A 20962-nucleotide genomic window follows, 5' to 3' on the forward strand; every position below is an offset into this window, starting at 1 on the left:
GGCCGCCCCCGGGGCGCCGTGCCGTCAGGGGAGCCATTATCCTCTGCTGCGCCGGGGCTTTGGAGGATTTCGATCTCTCATGGGTATGCGATCATGGCCAGCGTGATACGGCGGCTGGCGGTGCTGGACTGGGTCCGGCTCGGGGTGCTCGCCGTGGGCCTGGCATGTGTGGCCACCGGGTTGCTGCCCGCGGAGGAGGCCCTCGCCAACGTGCGGCGCATCGGGCCGCTGCTGCTCTTCCTGGCGGCGGTCATCGTGCTGGCCGAGCTGGCCAAGGAGGCCGACGTCTTCGACGTCCTCGCCGGCCGGCTCGCGATCATCGGACGCGGCAACTATGCCGCTCTTTTCCTGCTCTGCACGGCTTTCGCATCATTTGTCACGATATTTCTGAACCTGGACACCACGGCGGTGCTGCTCACGCCGGTCATGCTGGCCCTGGCGCCCCGCGCGCGCATCGCCACCCTGCCCCTGGCGATGACCACCATCTGGCTGGCCAACACCGCGAGCCTGCTGCTGCCGGTCTCCAACCTGACCAACCTGCTCGCCATGGACCGGGTCGGGCTGTCCACCCGCGACTTCGCCGTGCGCATGTGGGCGCCGCAGGTCGCCTCCATCGCCGTGACCATGCTGTTCCTGTGGGTCTTCTACTGGCGGCGCGGCGAGCGGGGCGCCGACCGGTACCAGCCGCCGTCCCCGGCCCCGGTGGGCGACCGGGTGCTGTTCTTCGTCGCGGGCGGCGCCTGCCTGTTGTTCATCGCGGCCATCCTCGCCAGCGTTCAGATCGGCGCGGCCGCGGCGGTGGCGGCCGTCCTGGTGATCGCCGCCTTCGCGTGGCGCGACCGCTCCAAGCTGACCTGGGGGCTGTTCCCCTGGCAGCTGCTGGTCTTCGTGACCGGGCTGTTCCTCGTGGTGCCCACGCTGAGCCGGTACGGGCTCGACGACCTCATGCGCGCGATCATCGGCGGCACGGGCGACACCGCGGGCGACTACCGCGCCGCCGCGGCCGGCGCGGGGCTGTCCAACCTGGTCAACAACCTGCCCGCCTACTACGCCGGCGAGCGGGTGATCCCCCCGGCCAACCACGACCAGCTGCTCTCGCTGCTCATCGGCACCAACGTCGGGCCGGTGATCACCCCGTGGGGGTCGCTGGCGACGCTGCTGTGGTTCGAGTGGTGCCGCCGCCGCGCCGTGAAGGTGCCCCTGCTCAAGTTCGTGCTCACCGGGGTCGGCCTGTGCGCCGCCGGCATCGCCGCCACGATCACGGCGCTGCTGCTCACCGCGTAGCGGCGGCGACCAGCCCGAGCAGGTCGTCCATCAGCTCAGGGCCGGCGGCGACGAAGTTGCGGCGGTGCGCGGGCAGGTCGGTGCGCCCGTCGAAGGGCCTGCCGTCGAACCCCCGCACGCACAGGCCCGCCTCCTGCGCGATCAGCAGGCCGCCGGGCAGGTCGACCGCCTCGGCGCGGTAGCCCACCACCGCGTCGATGTCGCCCCGCGCGAGCATCACCCAGCCCAGCAGCGGGGCCCACAGTTGCAGCACTCTGCGCGCCCGCAGGTCGAGCGCCGCCTTCAGCGACCGCATGGCCGGGTCGTCGCGGACGACCTCGTGCCCCTGGGTCCAGGCCAGCACCGGCCCGTGCGTCCCCGCCGGGCGCTGTGGGCGGCGCACCGGCCCGCGGGGGCCGAGCGCGCCCTGCCCCCGCACCGCCGACCAGGTCTGCCCGCCGACGGGGTCGTGGACGACGCCGAGCCGCGGCAGCCCCTGATGGCACAGCGCGAGCCCGACCACGTACAGCGGCAGGCCGATCGCCAGGTTGTTGGTGCCGTCGAGCGGGTCGACGAACCACGTCCAGTCGGCGCCCGCGTCCCCGGACGCGCCGGACTCCTCGGCCACCACGCGATGCGCGGGAAAGGCGGCCTGGATGCGCTCCAGCAGGAGCTTCTCGGCGGCGACGTCCAGGTCGGTGACCAGGTCGCCGCCGTTCTTGGCGCGGATCGCGAACGTGCCCGAGGCCCGTTCCCGCAGCAGCGTCCCCGCGGCCTCCGCGGCCTCCACGGCCACCCGCCGGGCGTGTTCGAGATCCATCGGGACCCTCCTATGCTCGCGCCAGGTGCTCCGCGGCCAGCCGGGCGGCCCGCGCGGTCTCCTCATCGTCGCAGCGGCGCCGGACCACCCGGTGGGGGCGCGTGCCGAGCGGCCCGAGGGACAGATCGGCCATGCCCGGACGCCCGTTGCCCAGCGCGATCGTGGCGGTGTCGGTGCCCTCGGGGATCACGCTGCGGTGGAACACCCCGGCGCGCAGGGTGTAGACCTCGCCGGCGCCGTAGAGCGACGACGCCCCCGGCGCGTAGGAGACGGTGCGCCCGGTGGGGCGGATGCTGTCCACATCGCCCGCGCTGACCACCTCGAACACCCGGTGGGAGGCTCCGGCGGCGCGGTCGGCCACCGTGGCCAGCTCGTTGCGCACCTGGCCGAACAGGACATAGCTGATCAGGTCCCAGCTGTGGCAGTGGACGCCGGAGGTGGTGGTGGCGACGCTCGGCACGTCGGCCGACCAGATGTGGACGCACACGCCGTGCTCGCCGCTGCGCTCGACCGGCAGGCACAGGAACCCGAGCGGATGGCGCACCGCCCTGATCGCCGACCGGCCAGCCGCGATGTCCCGCAGCAGGCGCAGCACCCGGCCGGGGAGGGCGCGGGGCGCCGCGCCCGACGCCACCTCCTCGTACAGGTCGTCGTACCTCACGCGGGCCTCATGCCGAGTAGGGGTTCTTCGCACGGATGGCCTTGCGGATGATCTCGACCACGTCGCGGTCGCCGTAGGCCTTCGGCAGGCCGAGCCCGAGGGCCTCGAACAGCTTGCGCACCTCGTCGACGGTGGGCTCTTCGCCCACCTGCGTCGCCTTGGCCGACTCCAGGGGGACGCGCCTGGCCTGGTCGAGGCTCGCGATCAGCTCGGTGGCGCAGTGGTCGTAGTAGAAGCTGCCGCGCCGGGTCACCAGGGCGCGGTTGGGGTCCTCCACCGTGATGATCACATGATTCGCGGACAGGTCCCACCGGAACGTCGTCATGGTCGCCGCCAGCCCGAGGTGGATGTCCAGCAGGCTGAACCGCTGGCGGTACCAGCAGGCCGCCAGGATGGTGGCGTAGGACTCCTTGCGCGTGCGGTCGACCGTCCAGTACTCGCCGGTGCCGTCGGGCGCGTCGGACACCGACCGGCGGAAGCGCACGTACGCCTCGCAGACGCCGAGGTGGGTGGGGTCGATGATCTCCAGGCGCACGAGCAGGGCCTTGCGCTCGCGGCGGGCGGCCACGACCAGCTCGGGGAGGGTCACCGCCCGCACGTAGGTGCCCGTGCCGCCCTTGAAGTACCAGCGGTCGGTGGAGCGCCGCGCCTCGGCGTGTGCCTCGGCGATCTCGTCGGCGCCGTTGAGCACCTGCACCACCTGCAGGTCGTCGAGCACGCGCTTGGCGCTCTGGACGACCGCCTCGAGGTGGGTGAGCCGGTCGAGGCGCGCGGGAAGGTCGGCCAGCGCGCCGGAGGTCGTGCGGAAGTTCTCCTTGATCGTCTCCTCCATGGGCTCCTGCCGCCACCGGTCGCGAAGGATCGCCGCGGTGAGCAGGCCCAGCACGAGCAGGGTCACCCCGCTGATCAGCTCGCTCTTGGGCTGGCCCATGATCTCGTCGCTCGCGGTCAGGCCGAGGAAGGCGATGAAGACCGCCAGCACCAGGGCGATGACGCCGTCGGCGTTCTTGCCGACCCAAGCAACGAACCTGCCCATGCGCTCCATGGCGCCCGCCCCGCCTCGACGATCAGTAAGCCCCGTGGTCATGGTAACGGGAGGGTAAACCGGAGGCCAGTGCCGGGCTTCGCGACGCCGATCGCGGCCGGCCGCCGTCGCGGCGGCGGAATTGTCGGTGGCGGCGCGTAGGTTATGGAGATGTGAGGCCGGTAACTGATTTGCAGCGCAGGGTGGCGCCCTTCCAGGTCGTCACCGACATGACCCCCTCGGGCGACCAGCCGGCGGCGATCGCCGAGCTCGAGCGGCGGGTCAAGGCCGGGGAGAAGGACAACGTCCTGCTGGGCGCCACGGGCACCGGCAAGACCGCCACCGTGGCCTGGCTCATCGAGCGGCTTCAGCGCCCCGCTCTGGTGATGCAGCCGAACAAGACGCTCGCCGCGCAGTTCGCCAACGAGCTTCGCGAGATGCTGCCCGGCAACGCGGTCGAGTACTTCGTCTCCTACTACGACTACTACCAGCCCGAGGCGTACGTCCCGCAGACCGACACCTACATCGAGAAGGACTCCTCGATCAACGACGAGGTCGACCGGCTGCGGCACTCGGCGACCAACTCGCTGCTGACCCGCCGCGACACCGTCGTGGTGGCCTCGGTGTCGTGCATCTACGGCCTCGGCACCCCGCAGGAGTACGTCGACCGCATGGTCCGGCTCAAGGTCGGCCAGCAGATCGAGCGCGACCAGCTCCTGCGCCGCCTGGTCGACATGCAGTACGCCCGCAACGACCTGTCCTTCACCCGGGGCACCTTCCGCGTGCGCGGCGACACCGTCGAGGTGATCCCGCAGTACGAGGAGCTCGCCGTCCGCATCGAGATGTTCGGCGACGAGATCGAGAAGCTGGCGACGCTCCACCCGCTCACCGGAGAGGTCATCACCGAGGACGAGGAGCTCTACATCTTCCCCGCCTCCCACTACGTCGCCGGCCCCGAGCGCATGGAGCGCGCGATCGGCGACATCGAGGCCGAGCTGGCCGCGACCCTGGCCACCATGGAGAAGCAGGGCAAGCTGCTGGAGGCCCAGCGGCTGCGCATGCGCACCACCTACGACATCGAAATGATGCGCCAGGTCGGCACCTGCTCCGGCATCGAGAACTACTCGCGGCACATCGACGGCCGCGAGGCGGGCACCGCGCCCAACACCCTGCTCGACTACTTCCCCGAGGACTTCGTCCTGGTCCTGGACGAGTCCCACCAGACCGTGCCGCAGATCGGCGCGATGTACGAGGGCGACGCCTCGCGCAAGCGCACCCTGGTCGACCACGGCTTCCGCCTGCCCTCGGCCATGGACAACCGCCCGCTCAAGTGGGAGGAGTTCCTCGAGCGCATCGGGCAGACCGTCTACCTGTCCGCCACGCCGGGGCCCTACGAGCTCGGCCGCAGCAAGGGCGAGGTCGTCGAGCAGGTCATCCGCCCCACGGGCCTGGTCGACCCCGAGGTGGTCGTCAAGCCGACCAAGGGGCAGATCGACGACCTGGTCCACGAGATCCGCGAGCGCGCCGAGAAGGACGAGCGGGTCCTGGTCACCACCCTGACCAAGAAGATGTCGGAGGACCTCACCGACTACCTCCTCGAGCTCGGCATCCGCGTGCGCTACCTCCACAGCGAGGTCGACACGCTGCGCCGCATCGAGCTGCTCCGCGAGCTGCGCATGGGCGAGTTCGACGTCCTGGTCGGCATCAACCTGCTGCGCGAGGGCCTCGACCTGCCCGAGGTGTCGCTGGTGGCCATCCTCGACGCCGACAAGGAGGGCTTCCTGCGCAGCGAGACGTCCCTGATCCAGACGATCGGCCGCGCGGCGCGCAACGTCTCCGGCCAGGTCCACATGTACGCCGACCGGGTCACGCCCTCGATGGAGCGCGCGATCGAGGAGACCAACCGGCGCCGGGCCAAGCAGGTCGCCTACAACGAGGCGAACGGCGTCGACCCGCAGCCGCTGCGCAAGAAGATCGCCGACATCCTCGACTCCCTCGTCCGGGAGGACGCCGACACCGAGCAGCTCCTCGGCGGCGGCCGCCAGCAGAGCCGCGGCAAGGCGCCGGTCCCGGGGCTGAGCGCCCGCCAGACCGGCCAGCACGCCAAGGCCATCGCCGGCGAGATGCCGAGGGCCCAGCTGGAGTCGCTGGTCCAGTCGCTGACCGAGCAGATGCACACCGCCGCGGCCGACCTGCAGTTCGAGGTCGCCGCCCGCCTCCGCGACGAGATCAAGGAGCTCAAACGCGAAGTCCGCGACATGCGGGAGGCCGGCGTCCGCTGACGACCGTCCACTGACCCGCCGTCCGCTGACGACCGTCCACTGACCCGCCGTCCGCTGACGACCGTCCACTGACCCGCCGTCCGCTGACGACCGTCCACTGACCACCGTCCACTGACCACCGTCCACCGAGCGGCCGAGGCCCCGCGCTCACGCGGGCCTCGGCCGGGTGTTCGACGTCGCCGGCGGCGCCCGCCAACGGATGACCTTGCGAAGATCGAGCTCGACGTCCGCCTGCGAACCGATACCGGTCCGCAGCCGGCCGCGGTGGATCCCGATCGCCGCGTGGTCCTGTGGTGGCGGGGCGGTCAGGAGGGTTGCGGGAGGCGGGACGCCATCTTGCGGGCGCGGCGCCGGCGCAGGAGGCGGAAGGCCCACCAGGCCGGGACGGCCAGCACGACCAGCCCCACGACGACCAGCACCGGGAAGAAGACGGCGACCAGGCTCATGCCCAGCGACCCGGCGTCCTCCATGGTGCTGACCACCGGGGCTCCGACGCCCGCGGTGGAGACGTTGACGACCGGCCGGGCCGTGGCCTTCATCACGTGCACCGCCAGGGCGACGCCGATGCCGAGCACCCAGCTCACCCAGGGGTTGTGCGCCATCCAGGTGGAGTGGTCGAGCTGCGAGGCCGCCTGTGTGGCGCTGAAGGCCACGCCGCCGGCGGCGGGACGCACGGCCGTCTGGATCATGTCGTTGACGTGGTCGACGACCGGCACCTTGTCGAGCACCATCTCGGCCACCAGCAGCACCCCGATGATGGCCAGCACCCACCCGTTGGTCAGCCACGCGTAGTCGTGCGGCAGCCGGACGACGTTCGTGAAATTGGCCAGCAGGCCGACCACCAGCAGCGGGATGTAGGCGTTGAGCCCCGCGGCCGTGGACAGCCCGAGACCGGTCAGCGCCGCGAGCATCGCACCTCCACCTTTCCATGCTTTCCGATGGAGAAGACGAATGAGCAGATGCCCATCGTTCCCGCCGTCAAGCACGGCGTCGCGAAGTCGCGTGAGTGTTCGAACGGGCGGCGGCGGGATCAGGCGCCGGTGATCCGCCGCAGCCGCTCGACGGCCGAGGCGAACTCCTCGATGATCTCGTAGGCGACCTGGCGGGACGGTTTGACCTGGTCGAGCTGGCCGACGACCTGGCCGACGAAGTAGTTCGCCAGTTCCCGGGCGCCCGGCTCGCCGTTCTCCGCCGCGTCGCCGATGCGTGCCAGAGCCCCCTCGGCGAGGAGCATCTGCAGGGGCATCGGCAGCGGCCCGGGGCTCTCTGGGGCCTCGTCCCATTCGGTGGTCCAGGCCGAGACGAGCTGCCGCGCCGGCTTGCCGGTGCGCGCCCGCGACCGCACGGTGTCCAGGGAGGTGGCGGCGAGCATCTTGCGCTTGACGACCGAGGGGGTCTCGGCCTCCTCGGTGGTGAGCCAGACCGAGCCGCACCACACGCCCTCGGCGCCGAGGGCCATCGCCGCGGCCATCTGCCGGCCGTTCGCCACCCCGCCCGCCGCGAGCACCGGGATCGGCGCCACGGCGTCCACGACCTGGGGGACGAGCACCATCGTGGACACCTCGCCGGTGTGCCCGCCGGCCTCGGTGCCCTGGGCGACGATCAGGTCGGCTCCCTCGGCGACCTGGCGGCGGGCGTGCTCGACCGTGCCGACCAGCGCGGCGATCGGCACTCCGGCGGCGCGGGCCTTGGCGACCATGGCCGGGGGCGGCGGGCCGAGCGCGTTGGCGATCAGGCGGATCGGGTGCCGGAGCGCCACGTCGACCAGACCGGTCGCGCCGGAGTGCGTGACCCGGCGCCCGACCTCGTCGGCGTGGCCGCCGACCGAGCCGAGCGTGAAGGGCTTGCCCTTGCCCACGCCGTACTTGGCGAACAGGTGGGTGACGAAGTCGCGGTGGACCTCGGGGATGTGGTCGAGCAGCCGCTCGGCGGGGTCGGCCGCCGCCCGGTCGATGCGCGCGGGGACGAGCACGTCCACGCCGTACGGCCGGCCGCGCACCTGCCGGTCGATCCAGCACAGCTCGCGGTCGAGTTGCTCGGGGGAGTGGGCCGCCGCGCCGAGGACGCCGAACCCGCCCGCGTTGGTCACCGCGGCCACCACGTCCCGGCAGTGGCTGAAGGCGAACAGAGGGAACTCGACCCCGAACATGTCACTGATTCCCGTCCGCATGCCGCGACGGTAACCCGCGCGACCGCCCCGGTCCAGGTCCGTTACCGGACGATGCGTGCCGGGCGGCCGGCGGTCAGGTGGTGGGCAGCGAGGCGGCCCGCTCGGAGACCGGCTCGGGTATCGGCGCGGAGGCGGGTGCGGCGACCGGCGCGGGGATCGGCGCCGGCATCCGTCCGGGGACGGGTGAGTGGTCGTCCATGAGTGCCGGGTCGTCCAGGCCCGCGGGGTCGTGCGGGATCGCGGGGTCGTCGAGGTCCGCGGGGTCGTCCAGGCCTGCGGGGTCGTCCGGGATCGCGGGACCGTTCGGCGCCGCGAGGATCTCCGGGGCCGCGAGGTCGGCCGGGGACGGAGAGCCACCGGGGGGCGGTGGGGCCTCGGAGGGGGAGTGCCAGCCGGTTTCGGGGGTGTAGCGGCGCACGACGCGGGCCGGGACGCCGGCGATGACGCAGTGGTCGGGGAACTCGCCGCGCACCACCGCGCCGCCGGCGACGACCGACTGCCTGCCGATGCGGGTGCCGGGCAGGATGACCGCCCCGGCGCCGATCCAGGACCCGGACCCGATGGACACCGGGTTGTTGCGCGGCCACTGGCGGCCGATGGGCAGCTCGGGGTCGTCGTACACGTGGTTCTGGTCGGTGATGTAGACGTACGGTCCCGTGAACACGTCGTCGCCGATGTCGATCGACTGGTGGCCGACGATGTGGCTGCCGCGCCCGATGGAGCAGCCGCCGCCGACGCGGACGATCGAGCGGGGGCCGAGGTCGACCCCCGGTCCCATGCCGGCCGAGATGGAGACGCGCTCCCCGACCAGCGTGTGGTCGCCGATCTCGATCCACGCCTCCCCGAAGATCGCTCCCTGCGGGAACGACAGGCACGCCCCCTCGCCGAGGCGGCGGAAGCGGTACCCGGCCGGGGTCTTGGGCGTGACCGCTCCGGTCGCGCGGATCGCGGCCCACGCGCGGTGGATGAGGCCGTTGATGATCCGGCGTAGTGCATCACGGGGTGACATAACCGGAAAAGTTACCGCTTGGTTAGCATGCAGGGAACGGACGCCCCGGACCGTTCGGGCACTTCGCGAGCGTCCTTTGATATCCTGAGAGCCCGTGGACACGAGGTCGCCCGTCGGACGGCCACGATCAGAACGGACCACGGGAGACCCTCCTTGCGCAGCGCCGCAAACACCAAGCATCTGTTCGTCACCGGAGGCGTCGCCTCCAGTCTCGGCAAAGGGCTGACAGCCTCGAGCCTGGGGCGCCTGCTGAAGCTCCGCGGCCTGCGGGTCACCATGCAGAAGCTGGACCCCTACCTCAACGTCGACCCCGGCACGATGAACCCCTTCCAGCACGGCGAGGTCTTCGTCACCGACGACGGCGCCGAGACCGACCTGGACGTGGGTCACTACGAGCGGTTCCTGGACACCGAGCTGCACGGCTCGGCCAACGTCACCACCGGCCAGGTGTACTCCAACGTCATCGCCAAAGAGCGGCGCGGGGAGTACCTCGGCGACACCGTCCAGGTGATCCCGCACATCACCAACGAGATCAAGGACCGCATCCGCGGCATGGCCGGCCCCGACGTGGACGTGGTCATCACCGAGGTCGGCGGCACCGTCGGCGACATCGAGTCGCTGCCCTTCCTCGAGGCCGTGCGCCAGGTCCGCCACGAGGTCGGCCGGGACAACGTCTTCTTCCTGCACGTCTCGCTGCTGCCGTACATCGGCCCGAGCGGCGAGCTGAAGACCAAGCCGACCCAGCACTCGGTCGCCGCGCTGCGCAGCATCGGCATCCAGCCCGACGCCATCGTCTGCCGCTCCGACCGGCCCATCACCACCTCGCTCAAGCGCAAGATCAGCCTCATGTGCGACGTGGACGAGGACGCCGTGGTGTCGGCCGTGGACGCGCCGAGCATCTACGACATCCCGAAGGTCCTGCACTCCGAGGGCCTGGACGCCTACGTGATCCGCCGCCTCGGCCTGCCGTTCCGCGACGTCGACTGGCACGAGTGGGACCAGCTCCTGCGCCGGGTGCACCGCCCGGCCAAGGAGGTCACGATCGCGCTGGTCGGCAAGTACATCGACCTGCCCGACGCCTACCTGTCGGTCACCGAGGCGCTGCGCGCCGGCGGGTTCGCCTGCGACGCGCGGGTCAACATCCGCTGGGTCAAGAGCGACGACTGCGAGACCCCCGAGGGCGCCGAGCGCGAGCTCGACGGCGTGGACGGCGTGCTCATCCCCGGCGGCTTCGGCGTGCGCGGCATCGAGGGCAAGCTCGGCGCGGTGCGGCACGCCCGCGAGCGGCAGGTCCCGCTGCTCGGCATCTGCCTGGGCATGCAGTGCATGGTCATCGAGGCCGCCCGCAACCTGGCCGGCATCGAGGGCGCCGACAGCACCGAGTTCGACCCCGAGACCGCCGACCCGGTGATCAGCACCATGGCCGACCAGGAGGACGTGGTGGCGGGCGAGCGCGACATGGGCGGCACCATGCGGCTCGGCCTGTACCCCGCCCGGCTCGCCGAGGGGTCGATCGTGCGGGGGCTGTACGGCACCGGAACGGTGAGCGAGCGCCACCGCCACCGCTATGAGGTCGGCAACGCCTACCGCGAACCGCTGGAGAAGGTCGGCATGGTGTTCTCCGGGCTGTCCCCGGACGGCAGGCTCGTGGAGTACGCCGAACTGGACGCCGACACGCACCCGTTCTTCGTCGGCACCCAGGCGCACCCGGAGTTCCGGTCCCGCCCGACCCGCGCGCACCCGCTGTTCCGCGGCCTGATCGACGCGGCTCTGACCTACGCCGACGTGCGCGAGGCCGCCGCCAAGGCCGGGCGGGGCGCGTGAGCGCCGCCCCGGGCCGCCCGCCCGCCCGCGACCTGAGCACCGAGGACGTCCAGGACGTGCCCTCCTCCTGGGAGGTGCGGGGCGAGCGCGTCCACCTCACGGCGCGGGTGATCACGGTGCGCACCGACACCGTCAGCATGCCCGGCGACGAGGTCGCCGAGCGCGACTACGTCGTGCACCCCGGTTCGGTCGCCGTCGTCGCGCTCGACGAGGACGACCGGGTGCTGCTGCTGCGGCAGTACCGCCATCCCGTGCGCAAGCTGCTGTGGGAGCTGCCCGCCGGCATCCGGGACGTCAAGGGCGAGCCGCCGGTCGAGTGCGCGGCGCGCGAGCTGGCCGAGGAGTCCGGCTACCGGGCCAAGACCTGGCACACGCTGCTGGACACCTTCACCTCGCCGGGCATGTCCGACGAGCGCATCCGCGTCTTCCTGGCCCGCGATCTGGAGGCGATCCCCGAGGAGGAGATGGCGTTCGAGCGCCGGCACGAGGAGGTGGACATGCCCGTCGTATGGGTTCCGCTGCTCGAAGCCGTGCATAAGACGCTGAGCGGAATGATCCACAATGGTCCCGCCGTCGCGGGTATTCTCGCCGCGTACGCCGCATTGCCGGACGGCTTCACCACCCTGCGTCCCGCCGACGCCGAGGAGGCCTGACAGGAGGTCCCGTCCTGAGCGCACACGCCGACGCCGAGGCCGTGTCCGCCGCCTACCTCGCCCACCTCGCGGTGGAGCGGGGCCTGGCGGTCAACACCCTCGCCTCCTACCGGCGTGACCTCCGGCGCTATCTGGAGCACCTGCGCTCGCGCGGGTGCCCGTCCCTGGCCCAGGTGGCCGAGGCGGACGTCGAGGCGTTCCTGACGGCCCTGCGCGAGGGCGACGAGCGTCATCCCGCCCTGGTGGCCAGCTCGGCCGCCAGGGCCGTCTCCGCCGTGCGCGGGCTGCACCGGTTCGCCGCGCGCGAGGGGATGACGGCGCACGACCCCGCGCGCGAGGTGCACCCGCCGAGCCGGCTGCGTCACCTGCCCAAGGCGATCGGGGTGGCCGAGGTCGAGCGGCTCATCGCCGCCGCCGGGCCGAAGGACGCGCCGCTGACCCACCGCAACCGGGCCCTGCTGGAGGTCCTGTACGGCACGGGGGCGCGCATCTCCGAGGCCGTGGGGATGACCGTGGAGGACGTGGAGCCCGAGCGGGTGCGGCTGCGGGGCAAGGGCGGGCGCGCCCGCGTGGTGCCGATCGGCCGGTTCGCCCGCGAGGCCCTCGGCGCCTACCTGGCGCGGGCACGGCCGCTGATCTGGGCGCAGGGGGGCGGCGGCGCGGCGCTGTTCCTCAACGCCCGCGGAGGCCGGCTCACCCGCCAGGGGGCCTGGGAGGTGCTGCGGTCGGCCGCCGAGCGGGCCGGACTGACCGGTGTCTCGCCGCACATGTTGCGCCATTCGTTCGCAACTCACCTCCTCGACGGAGGAACGGACGTTAGGGTTGTCCAGGAACTGCTCGGCCACGCCTCGGTCGCGACCACCCAGGTCTACACCCTCGTCGGGGTCGACCGGCTCCGCGCGGCCTACGCGGCGGTCCAAGACGGGGCCGATCGTCCAACTTCATAGCTCTCGGGCGCGTCGCCTTGCCGCTTACGTGCCCACCCCATAGTGTCCGTCCGGACGGTCCGGTTCGGGGCCGTCAGGGAGGTTCAACTGGTGACTGCGACCACAGACGCTTCAATCCGGGAGATTCCCGGTGCCCCCGAGGGTGGATGGGGTGACACCAGGAGCGACGGGATCCTTGGTCCCACCGGCCGGCCGCGTCCCGTCTTCCCAGATCCGGTGCCCCCGACCACGCACGGCCCCGCGAGGGTCGTGGCCATGGTCAACCAGAAGGGCGGCGTCGGCAAGACCACCACGACGATCAACCTCGGGGCCTCGCTCGCCGAGTGCGGGCAGAAGGTCCTGCTCGTCGACTTCGACCCGCAGGGCGCGCTCTCGGTCGGTCTGGGCATCGACCCGCGCCCGCTCGAGGCGACCATCTACGACCTGATCATGGAAGAGCATGACGTCACCGCCGAGGACGTCCTGCTGGCCACCAGCGTCGAGAACATGGACCTGCTGCCCAGCAACATCTTCCTGTCCGGCGCCGAGATCCGGCTGGTCAACGAGGTGGCCCGCGAGTACGCCCTCGGCCGCTCGCTGGAGCCGCTGCTCCCGCACTACGACATCTGCCTGATCGACTGCCAGCCCTCGCTCGGCCTGCTGGCGGTCAACGCGCTGACCTGCGCGCACAGCGTCATGGTGCCGCTCGAGTGCGAGTTCTTCGCGCTGCGGGGCGTCGCCCTGCTGATGGAGTCGATCACCAAGGTGCAGGAGCGCCTGAACAAGAACCTCGAGATCGACGGCATCCTGGCCACCATGTACGACCCGCGTACGCTGCACGCGCGCGAGGTGCTCCAGACGATCATGCAGGGCTTCGGCGACAAGGTCTTCCACACGGTGATCAACCGCACCGTCCGGTTCCCCGACGCCACCCTCGCCGGCGAGCCGATCACCCAGTTCGACTCCGCCTCCATGGGCGCCACCGCCTACCGCGAGCTGGCCCGCGAGGTCCTGGCCCGCTGGTCACAGGAGGGCTGATCCGCCCGCACCGCCGACCGGTCCGCACCGCCGGCCGTGAGGGCGGTCCCGCGCGGCGGCGGCCGCCGTGCGGGACAATGGGCCGGTGACCCCAGTGCCCGAGACGGCCCAGGCCAGGCCGGACGCCTTCCAGGTGCACCTGGAGGTCTTTGAAGGCCCCTTCGACGTGCTGCTCGCGCTGATCTCCAAGCACAAGCTCGACATCACCGAGGTGTCCCTGCACCAGGTGACCGACGAGTTCATCGCGCACATCCGCTCCCGCGGCCCCGAGTGGGACCTGGATTTGGCCAGCCACTTCCTGCTCGTCGCCGCCACTCTCCTGGACCTCAAGGCCGCCCGCCTGCTGCCCACGGGCGAGGTGGAGGACGAGGAGGACCTGGCGCTGCTGGAGGCCCGCGACCTGCTGTTCGCCCGCCTGCTGCAGTACCGCGCCTACAAGGAGGTCGCGAAGGTCTTCGCCGGCCGGATGGCCGAGGAGGCCCTGCGCTTCCCCCGGTCGGTGCCCATGGAGCCGCAGTTCGCGGGGCTGCTGCCCGAACTGGTGCTCGGCATCGGCCCCGAGCGGCTGACCAAGATCGCGGCGAGGGTGTTCACGCCGAAGGCCGCGCCGTCGGTGTCCACCGCCCACATCTACCAACCGGTCGCCAACGTCCGCGAGCAAGCGGCTATCCTTGTGCAGCGGCTCCGGCGCGTGCGCACCGCGACGTTCCGGGCCCTGACCGCCGACTGCGCGGGCACCTTCGAGGTCATCGCGCGCTTCCTGGCCGTCCTTGAGCTCTATCGGGAGGCCGCGGTCTCCTTCGAGCAGATAGAGCCGCTCGGAGATCTGCACGTGACCTGGACGGGCGCCGACGACGGAGACGTCGCGGTGGTCGACGACTACGACGAGGGCCCCGCGGGCGACCGCGACCGGCAGGACGGCGACGACGCCGGCGGCCGGCCGCACCCCGAAGGCCGAGAGAGCGAAGATGCAGCCGATGAGTCCTGACGCCGGGCGCCCGCCCGGCGACGCGCCCGTCCCCGCCGGCGAGACCGCCGAGCCGGGCTTGCGGGCCGGCCTGGAGGCCATCCTGCTCGTCGTCGACGAACCGGTCGCCGAGGTCACCCTGGCCCAGGTGCTCGAGCGCCCCTCGCGTGAGGTCGCCGAGGCCCTGCGTGAGCTGTCGGCGGAATACACCGCCGACGGGCGGGGTTTCGACCTGCGGGAGGTCGCCGGAGGCTGGCGTCTCTACACGCGGGCCGGGTGCGCCGCGGTGGTGGAGCGCTTCGTCCGTGACGGGCAGCAGGCCCGTCTGACGCAGGCCGCCCTGGAGACCCTCGCGGTCGTGGCCTACCGCCAGCCGGTGAGCCGGGCGAGGGTCGCCGCCGTACGAGGGGTCAACAGCGACGGCGTCATGCGCACGCTGGCGGCGCGCGGGCTGGTCGAGGAGGCCGGCACCGATCCCGAGAGCCAGGCGGTGCTCTACCGCACGAGCTCGTATTTCCTGGAGAGGCTGGGGCTGCGGAGCCTCGACGAGCTGCCCGCGCTCGCCCCGTTCCTCCCCGACGACGTGGAAAACCTAGAGGAGCATCAGAAGTGAACAACAGGCGTGGTACCCCGTCCGGTGATGGACGCGGTCGAGGACGCGGCGGCGCCCCCGGCGGCGCCTCAGGCTCCCGTGGAGGGGCCGGAGCCCGTGGCGGCTCCGGCGGCTTCCGGAGCGGAGGCGGCCCGCGAGGAGGCGGCCAGAGCGGCTCTCGCGCGCGATACGGCAGGCCGGGCGACGACCGAGGCGGGGCGTCCGGCGACGACCGCCGTGCCCCGTTCCGGGGCGACGAGCGGCGTGGCTCCTTCGGCGACGACCGCCGGGGCTCGTTCCGCGATGATCGGGGCGGTTCGTCCCGTGGTGACGACCGCCGGGGCTCCTTCCGCGGCGACCGGAGCGGTTCCCCCCGCGGTGACGACCGCAGGAGCTCCTTCCGCGATGACCGGGGCGGTGCCCCGCGCGGGGATGATCGGCGTCCTCCGTTCCGGAGTGACGAGCGGCGCGGTTCCTTCGGCGACGACCGCCGGGGCTCCTTCCGCGATGACCGGGGCGGTGCCCCGCGCGGGGATGATCGCCGTCCTCCGTTCCGGAGTGACGAGCGGCGTGGCTCCTTCGGTGACGACCGCCGGGGTTCCTTCCGCGACGACCGAGGCGGTTCGTCCCGCAGCGATGACCGCAGGAGCTCCTTCCGCGACGACCGGGGCGGTGCCCCGCGCGGCGACGATCGGCGTCCTCCGTTCCGGAGTGACGAGCGGCGCGGTTCCTTCGGCGACGACCGCCGGGGTTCCTTCCGCGACGACGACCGCGCGACTCCGCGCACCGGGCGCGGCGGCTCCCGCGAGCGCTACGGCAGGGACGAGACCGGCCGCGACCGGCCCGTCCGCGACGAGGGCCGTTTCGCCGGCGGCTCCGGCGGCCGGTACGGGCGCGACGACCGGCGTGAGGGCCGGCGCGACGAGGTGCAGACCATCGGCGGCTCGCTCGGCGGCTCGTCCGCCGGCACCCGTGGCCGCTACGGCCGCCCCGAGGGCGGCCGGGCGCAGGACCGCTTCGGCCGTGGCGCCGCGCCCGCGGGCCGCGGCGGGGCAGGCCGCGACAGCGCTTCCGCTGCGCGCGGCAAGGCGACGCGCTCCGGCGCCCCGGCCGGGCGCGGGCAGGCCGCCCGTCCCGAGCGCGGCGGCGCGTTCAAGACCGCCCGCCAGCCGCTGCGCGACCCCGACTTCTTCCCCGCCGGCTACACCGACGAGCGCGACACCACCGAGGTGCCCGACGGCATCCGACTGCAGAAGGTCCTCGCCCAGGCCGGCGTCGCGGCGCGGCGCACCTGCGAGGAGATGATCGGCGAGGGACGGGTCACCGTGGACGGCCAGGTCGTGCGGCGCTTCGGCGCCCGCGTCGACCCGGCCAAGCAGGTCATCCACGTCGACGGCAAGCGCATCCCCACCGCCCCCGACCTGGTCTACTTCGCGATCAACAAGCCGATCGGCGTCGTCAGCACCATGTCCGACCCCGAGGGCCGTCCGTCGCTGGCCGACTACGTGGCCGACCGCACCGAGCGGCTGTTCCACGTCGGGCGCCTGGACACCGAGACCGAGGGCCTGATCATCCTCACCAACGACGGCGAGCTGGCCCACCGGCTGACCCACCCGAGCTTCGGCGTGCAGAAGAAGTACTGGGCCAAGGTGCCCGGGCCCATTCCGCGCGACCTGGGCCGCCGGCTGAAGTCGGGCGTCGAGCTGGAGGACGGCCTGGTCAAGGCCGACGAGTTCAAGATCGTGCAGGAGCACGGTCAGCAGGCCCTGGTCGAGGTCGTCCTGCACGAGGGGCGCAAGCACGTCGTGCGGCGCATGCTGGAGCTCGCCGGTCACAACGTGATCGACCTGGCCCGCATCGAGTTCGGGCCGGTCAAGCTCGGCCGGCTCAAGCCGGGCACCCTGCGCGCGCTCACCCTCGTGGAGGTCGGCGAACTCTACGCCACCGTGGGAATGTAGCCTGGCGGGAAGCGGAGCACGACCGGACGCCCTGCGAGAGGGGAAAGCCATGGTGCGGGCCATCCGGGGCGCCGTCCAGATCGATTCCAACGATCGGGAGGCGATCCTCGAGGGAGTGACCGAGCTGGTCAGCGAGGTCATGGAGCGCAACAGGCTGACCACCGACGAGGTGATCAGCGTGATCTTCACGGCCACTCCCGACCTCACCGCGGAGTTCCCCGCGCTCGCCGCCCGCAAGCTCGGCTTCCACGACGTGCCGCTGATCTGCGCCAGCGAGATCGACGTGCCCGGGGCGCTGCCCCGGGTCGTCCGGCTGATGGCCCACGTGGCCACCGACCGCCCCCGCCAGCAGATCCAGCACGTCTACCTGCGCGGCGCCGCCGCGCTGAGAGTGGACATCGCCCAGTGAACGAACGGCCGCACGGCATCGAGAGCGTCCTGGTCGTCGGCACCGGGCTGATCGGCACGTCGGTCGCCCTGGCCCTGCGCGAGCACGGCGTCACCGTCAAGCTCACCGACCAGAGCCCCGGTGCGGTGCGCGTGGCGTGCGAGCTCGGCGCCGGGGACGAGTGGGAGCCGGGCGGCGGCCGCGTCGACCTGGCCGTGATCGCCGTGCCGCCCCAGTTCGTGGCCGACTGGCTGCTCGACCTGCAGAAGACCGAGGCCGCCCGCTTCTACACCGACGTGGCCAGCGTCAAGGCGCTGCCCATCGAGCAGGCGCGCCGGCTCGGCTGTGACATGAGCGCCTACGTGGCCGGCCACCCGCTGGCCGGCCGCGAGCGGTCCGGGCCCGGCGCGGCCCGGGCCGATGTGTTCCTCGGCCGTCCCTGGGCGTACTGCCCCGGGCGCGAGACCTCGCCGCGCGCCGTCGCGGCCGTGCTGTCGCTCATCGAGCTGTGCGGCGGCAACGCCGTCAAGGTCGACCCGGTGGCGCACGACGAGGCCGTCGCGCTGATCTCGCACGCCCCGCACGTGGCCGCCTCCGCCGTCGCCGCGCGGCTGGTCGGCGCCTCCGACACCGCGCTCGGCCTGGCCGGGCCGGGAGTGCGGGACGTCACCCGGGTCGCGGGCGGCGATCCGGACCTGTGGACGGTCATCCTGTCGGGCAACGCCCGCCCGGTGGCGGAGGTCCTGGAGGCCGTCGCCACCGACCTGGCCGCAGCGGCGGCGGCCCTGCGCGCGGTCTCGGTGGACGACGACGGGGCCATCGCGCGGGTCACCGAGCTGCTGCGGCGCGGAAACGCCGGCCGGAGCCGCATCCCCGGCAAGCACGGCGGGCCCGCGCGGGCGTACGCCGTGGTGCAGGTGCTCGTCGGCGACCGGCCCGGCGAGCTGGCGCGCCTGTTCCAGGTGGCCCAGGACGCCGGGGTCAACATCGAGGACGTCCGCCTGGAGCACGCCCCCGGGCTGCCGCTGGGCGCCGCCGAACTGTCGGTCCAGCCCGAGTCCGCCGAGGTGCTCGCCGAGGCCCTGCGCTCGCACGGGTGGCACGTGCCCTAGTCCCGTCAGGGGCTTGGGCCGACGATGCCCGGGTGGTGGAGGATTCCCGGTACCCTCATTGCGGACAACTCAATCGGGACGCAGAGGGAGATGCCGTGACCGCACTGGTCGTCGCCATGGACGGCCCTTCGGGGTCGGGCAAGTCGAGTGCGTCGCGCGGGGTGGCGCGCGCGCTCGGGCTGCGCTATCTCGACACCGGGGCGATGTACCGCGCGATCACCTGGTGGATGCTCGAGCACGGCGTCGAGGTGGCCGACGCGGCCGCGGTCGCCGGCCGGGCCGGCGAGCCGGTGCTCGTCATCGCCACCGACCCGGACGCCCCGGGCGTCACGGCGGACGGCCGCGACGTCTCCGCCGAGATCCGCACCGGCGAGGTCACCGCGGCGGTGTCCGCGGTCAGCGCGGTGCCCGAGGTGCGCGCCCGGCTGGTCGCCGAGCAGCGCGCCATCATCGGCGAGGGCGATATCGTGGTCGAGGGACGCGACATCGGCACCGTGGTGGCCCCCGGCGCGCCCGTCAAGATCTACCTGACCGCGAGCCCCGAGGCCCGCGCCCGGCGCCGCACCGCCGAGCTGACCGGCACCACCGTGGAGGCCCAGCGGGCCGCGATGGCGCGGCGTGACACCCTTGACTCGACCCGCAAGGCCGACCCTCTGGTGATGGCGGCGGACGCGGTCGAGCTGGACACCACGGAGCTCAACCTCGAAGAGGTCGTCTCCGAGGTCCTCAGACTTGTGAAAGAGCGCACCTGATCCGGTGACGCGCGAGCGGGACGCCCTCCGGGGCGCCGCGCCCGCCGGCCGCCGAGGCAAGGATGGGCCCCGATGGAAACGGACGTGACGTGACGGGGGAGTACGACGACGAGGCCGGCTGGATCGAGGCCGACCTCGCGGAATTCGAGCAGGACGGCGCGGCCGCCGAGGCCGAGCCGGACGCCGGCCCACTGCCGGTGGTCGCCGTCGTGGGGCGTCCGAACGTGGGCAAGTCCACGCTGGTCAACCGCATCATCGGCCGCCGCGAGGCGGTCGTGGAGGACGTGCCCGGCGTGACCCGCGACCGGGTGACCTACGAGGGCACCTGGCGGGGCCGCCGCTTCACCCTGGTGGACACCGGCGGGTGGGATCCCGACGCCACCGGCATGGCGCTGCGCATCGCCGAGCAGGCGCAGATCGCGGTCGAGCTGGCCGATGTGATCCTGTTCGTGGTGGACGCCACGGTCGGGGTGACCGACGCCGACGAGACCGTCGCCGCGGTGCTGCGCCGTTCGGGCAAGCCGCTCGTGCTGGCCGCCAACAAGGTGGACGACCAGCGCATGGAGCTGGAGGCGACGGCCCTGTGGTCGCTCGGCCTCGGCGAGCCGCAGCCGGTGTCGGCCCTGCACGGCCGTTCCAGCGGCGACCTGCTGGACGTCCTGCTGCAGATCATGCCCGAGGCCCCGCCGCAGCGGTTCGGCGTCGAGCGCGGCCCCCGCCGGGTCGCGCTGGTCGGCAAGCCGAACGTCGGCAAGTCCTCGCTGCTGAACAAGCTGGCCGGCGAGGAGCGGGTGCTGGTCGACCCGATGGCGGGCACCACCCGCGACCCGGTCGACGAGCTGGTCGAGCTGGGCGGCAAGACCTGGCGCTTCGTCGACACCGCGGGCATCAGGCGCCGCGAGCGCGAGCTGCAGGGCGCCGACTTCTACGCGGGCATGCGCACCAAGGCCGCCCTGGAGCGGTCGGAGGTCGCCGTCGTGCTCATCGACGCCTCCGAGGTGCTCACCGAGCAGGACCTGCGCATCATCAGCATGGTCACCGAGTCGGGCCGCTGCATGGTCGTCGCGTTCAACAAGTGGGACCTGGTCGACGAGGACCGCCGCCACTACCTGGAGAAGGAGATCGACCGCCAGCTCGTCCGCGTCCCGTGGGCGCTGCGGGTCAACATCTCCGCCAAGACCGGGCGGCACGTCGAGCGGCTGGTCCCGGCGATCGAGCGGGCCCTTGAGTCCTGGAGCACGCGCGTGCCGACGGCCCGGCTCAACACCTTCCTGTCGGACCTGGTCGCCGCCACCCCGCCGCCGGTGCGCGGCGGCAAGCAGCCCAAGATCCTGTTCGCCACGCAGGCGTCGACCGAGCCGCCCAAGTTCGTGCTGTTCACCTCGGGCTTCCTGGAGGAGACCTACCGCCGCTTCATCGAGCGGCGCATCCGCGAGGAGTTCGGCTTCGCCGGCTCCCCGGTGGAGGTCAGCATGCGCATCCGCGACAAGCGCGGCGCCGCCAAGAAGAAGTAGCCGCTCACC

At 72.6% G+C, this 20962-nt stretch carries 19 protein-coding genes; 13 read left to right on the forward strand and 6 right to left on the reverse strand.

Translation table 11 applies throughout. The annotated features are described in order from the left end of the window. Positions 1 to 93 precede the first annotated feature (93 nt). Positions 94 to 1284: an SLC13 family permease gene (locus ABZT47_RS24120; protein ID WP_354846102.1), complete on the forward strand. Its 1191-nt coding sequence runs from the start codon at positions 94 to 96 to the stop codon at positions 1282 to 1284. Here ABZT47_RS24120 and ABZT47_RS24125 read toward each other — a convergent pair. Genes ABZT47_RS24125 through ABZT47_RS24135 form a run of 3 tightly spaced genes read right to left on the reverse strand, consistent with a single transcriptional unit; the run spans position 1274 to position 3780 of the window. Next, positions 1274 to 2083, reverse strand: coding sequence for an inositol monophosphatase (locus tag ABZT47_RS24125; RefSeq protein ID WP_354846104.1), 810 nt, complete (start codon positions 2081 to 2083; stop codon positions 1274 to 1276). The genes ABZT47_RS24120 and ABZT47_RS24125 overlap by 11 nt on opposite strands. Before the next feature lie 10 nt (positions 2084 to 2093). After that, complete coding sequence (locus ABZT47_RS24130; protein ID WP_354846107.1) at positions 2094 to 2744, reverse strand: hypothetical protein; 651 nt, start codon at positions 2742 to 2744, stop codon at positions 2094 to 2096. A gap of 7 nt (positions 2745 to 2751) precedes the next feature. Next, positions 2752 to 3780: a hypothetical protein gene (locus ABZT47_RS24135; RefSeq protein ID WP_354846110.1), complete on the reverse strand. Its 1029-nt coding sequence runs from the start codon at positions 3778 to 3780 to the stop codon at positions 2752 to 2754. Positions 3781 to 3941: 161 nt separating this feature from the next. Between ABZT47_RS24135 and uvrB the strand changes: the two genes are divergently transcribed. After that, entirely contained in the window at positions 3942 to 6050 is a 2109-nt protein-coding gene (uvrB, locus tag ABZT47_RS24140) for an excinuclease ABC subunit UvrB (RefSeq protein ID WP_354846113.1), read from the forward strand. A gap of 305 nt (positions 6051 to 6355) precedes the next feature. Here the strand turns inward: uvrB and ABZT47_RS24145 are convergent, their stop codons facing one another. The 3 genes from ABZT47_RS24145 to ABZT47_RS24155 all read right to left on the reverse strand — a co-directional run bounded on the left by ABZT47_RS24145 (position 6356) and on the right by ABZT47_RS24155 (position 9229). Then, positions 6356 to 6961: a DUF4126 domain-containing protein gene (locus ABZT47_RS24145; protein WP_354846116.1), complete on the reverse strand. Its 606-nt coding sequence runs from the start codon at positions 6959 to 6961 to the stop codon at positions 6356 to 6358. A 119-nt stretch (positions 6962 to 7080) separates the two neighbouring features. Next, a complete protein-coding gene (locus tag ABZT47_RS24150) occupies positions 7081 to 8220 on the reverse strand; it encodes a nitronate monooxygenase (protein ID WP_354846119.1) in 1140 nt (379 codons plus the stop codon). Positions 8221 to 8293: 73 nt separating this feature from the next. Beyond that, positions 8294 to 9229: an acyltransferase gene (locus tag ABZT47_RS24155; protein ID WP_354846122.1), complete on the reverse strand. Its 936-nt coding sequence runs from the start codon at positions 9227 to 9229 to the stop codon at positions 8294 to 8296. Between the two features lie 153 nt (positions 9230 to 9382). Here ABZT47_RS24155 and ABZT47_RS24160 point away from each other — a divergent pair, with 153 nt between their 5' ends. From ABZT47_RS24160 to der, 11 genes are all read left to right on the forward strand, one after another. Beyond that, positions 9383 to 11053 (forward strand): CTP synthase, encoded by a 1671-nt coding sequence (locus ABZT47_RS24160; protein ID WP_354846125.1) that lies wholly within the window; start codon positions 9383 to 9385, stop codon positions 11051 to 11053. Positions 11054 to 11109: 56 nt separating this feature from the next. After that, positions 11110 to 11706, forward strand: a complete 597-nt coding sequence (locus ABZT47_RS24165; RefSeq protein ID WP_354846494.1) for an NUDIX hydrolase — start codon at positions 11110 to 11112, stop codon at positions 11704 to 11706. Positions 11707 to 11747: 41 nt separating this feature from the next. Then, on the forward strand, positions 11748 to 12653 hold the full coding sequence (locus ABZT47_RS24170) for a site-specific tyrosine recombinase XerD (protein ID WP_354846128.1): 906 nt from the start codon (positions 11748 to 11750) through the stop codon (positions 12651 to 12653). 171 nt (positions 12654 to 12824) lie between these two features. Next, the gene (locus ABZT47_RS24175; RefSeq protein WP_354846497.1) at positions 12825 to 13670 is read left to right on the forward strand and encodes an AAA family ATPase; all 846 of its coding nucleotides are present in this window, start codon (positions 12825 to 12827) and stop codon (positions 13668 to 13670) included. A gap of 94 nt (positions 13671 to 13764) precedes the next feature. Further along, positions 13765 to 14658 carry a segregation/condensation protein A gene (locus tag ABZT47_RS24180; protein WP_354846500.1) on the forward strand — a complete coding sequence of 298 codons (894 nt, stop codon included), beginning with the start codon at positions 13765 to 13767 and terminating at the stop codon, positions 14656 to 14658. Further along, on the forward strand, positions 14648 to 15250 hold the full coding sequence (gene scpB, locus ABZT47_RS24185) for an SMC-Scp complex subunit ScpB (protein ID WP_354846131.1): 603 nt from the start codon (positions 14648 to 14650) through the stop codon (positions 15248 to 15250). The genes ABZT47_RS24180 and scpB overlap by 11 nt, the downstream gene beginning before the upstream one ends. A 905-nt stretch (positions 15251 to 16155) precedes the next feature. Then, positions 16156 to 17187 carry a pseudouridine synthase gene (locus ABZT47_RS24190; protein WP_354846134.1) on the forward strand — a complete coding sequence of 344 codons (1032 nt, stop codon included), beginning with the start codon at positions 16156 to 16158 and terminating at the stop codon, positions 17185 to 17187. 49 nt (positions 17188 to 17236) lie between these two features. After that, positions 17237 to 17596, forward strand: coding sequence for a chorismate mutase (gene aroH, locus ABZT47_RS24195; RefSeq protein ID WP_354846136.1), 360 nt, complete (start codon positions 17237 to 17239; stop codon positions 17594 to 17596). After that, positions 17593 to 18687, forward strand: a complete 1095-nt coding sequence (locus ABZT47_RS24200) for a prephenate dehydrogenase (RefSeq protein WP_354846139.1) — start codon at positions 17593 to 17595, stop codon at positions 18685 to 18687. Before aroH ends, ABZT47_RS24200 begins: the two co-directional genes overlap by 4 nt. Before the next feature lie 116 nt (positions 18688 to 18803). Next, positions 18804 to 19439: a (d)CMP kinase gene (gene cmk, locus ABZT47_RS24205; protein ID WP_354846503.1), complete on the forward strand. Its 636-nt coding sequence runs from the start codon at positions 18804 to 18806 to the stop codon at positions 19437 to 19439. Positions 19440 to 19528: 89 nt separating this feature from the next. Next, positions 19529 to 20953: a ribosome biogenesis GTPase Der gene (gene der / locus ABZT47_RS24210; protein WP_354846142.1), complete on the forward strand. Its 1425-nt coding sequence runs from the start codon at positions 19529 to 19531 to the stop codon at positions 20951 to 20953. Positions 20954 to 20962: the final 9 nt, after the last annotated feature.

The sequence above is a fragment of the Sphaerisporangium sp. NPDC005289 genome, assembly GCF_040607455.1.
Taxonomy (GTDB): Bacteria; Actinomycetota; Actinomycetes; order Streptosporangiales; family Streptosporangiaceae; genus Sphaerisporangium; species Sphaerisporangium rhizosphaerae.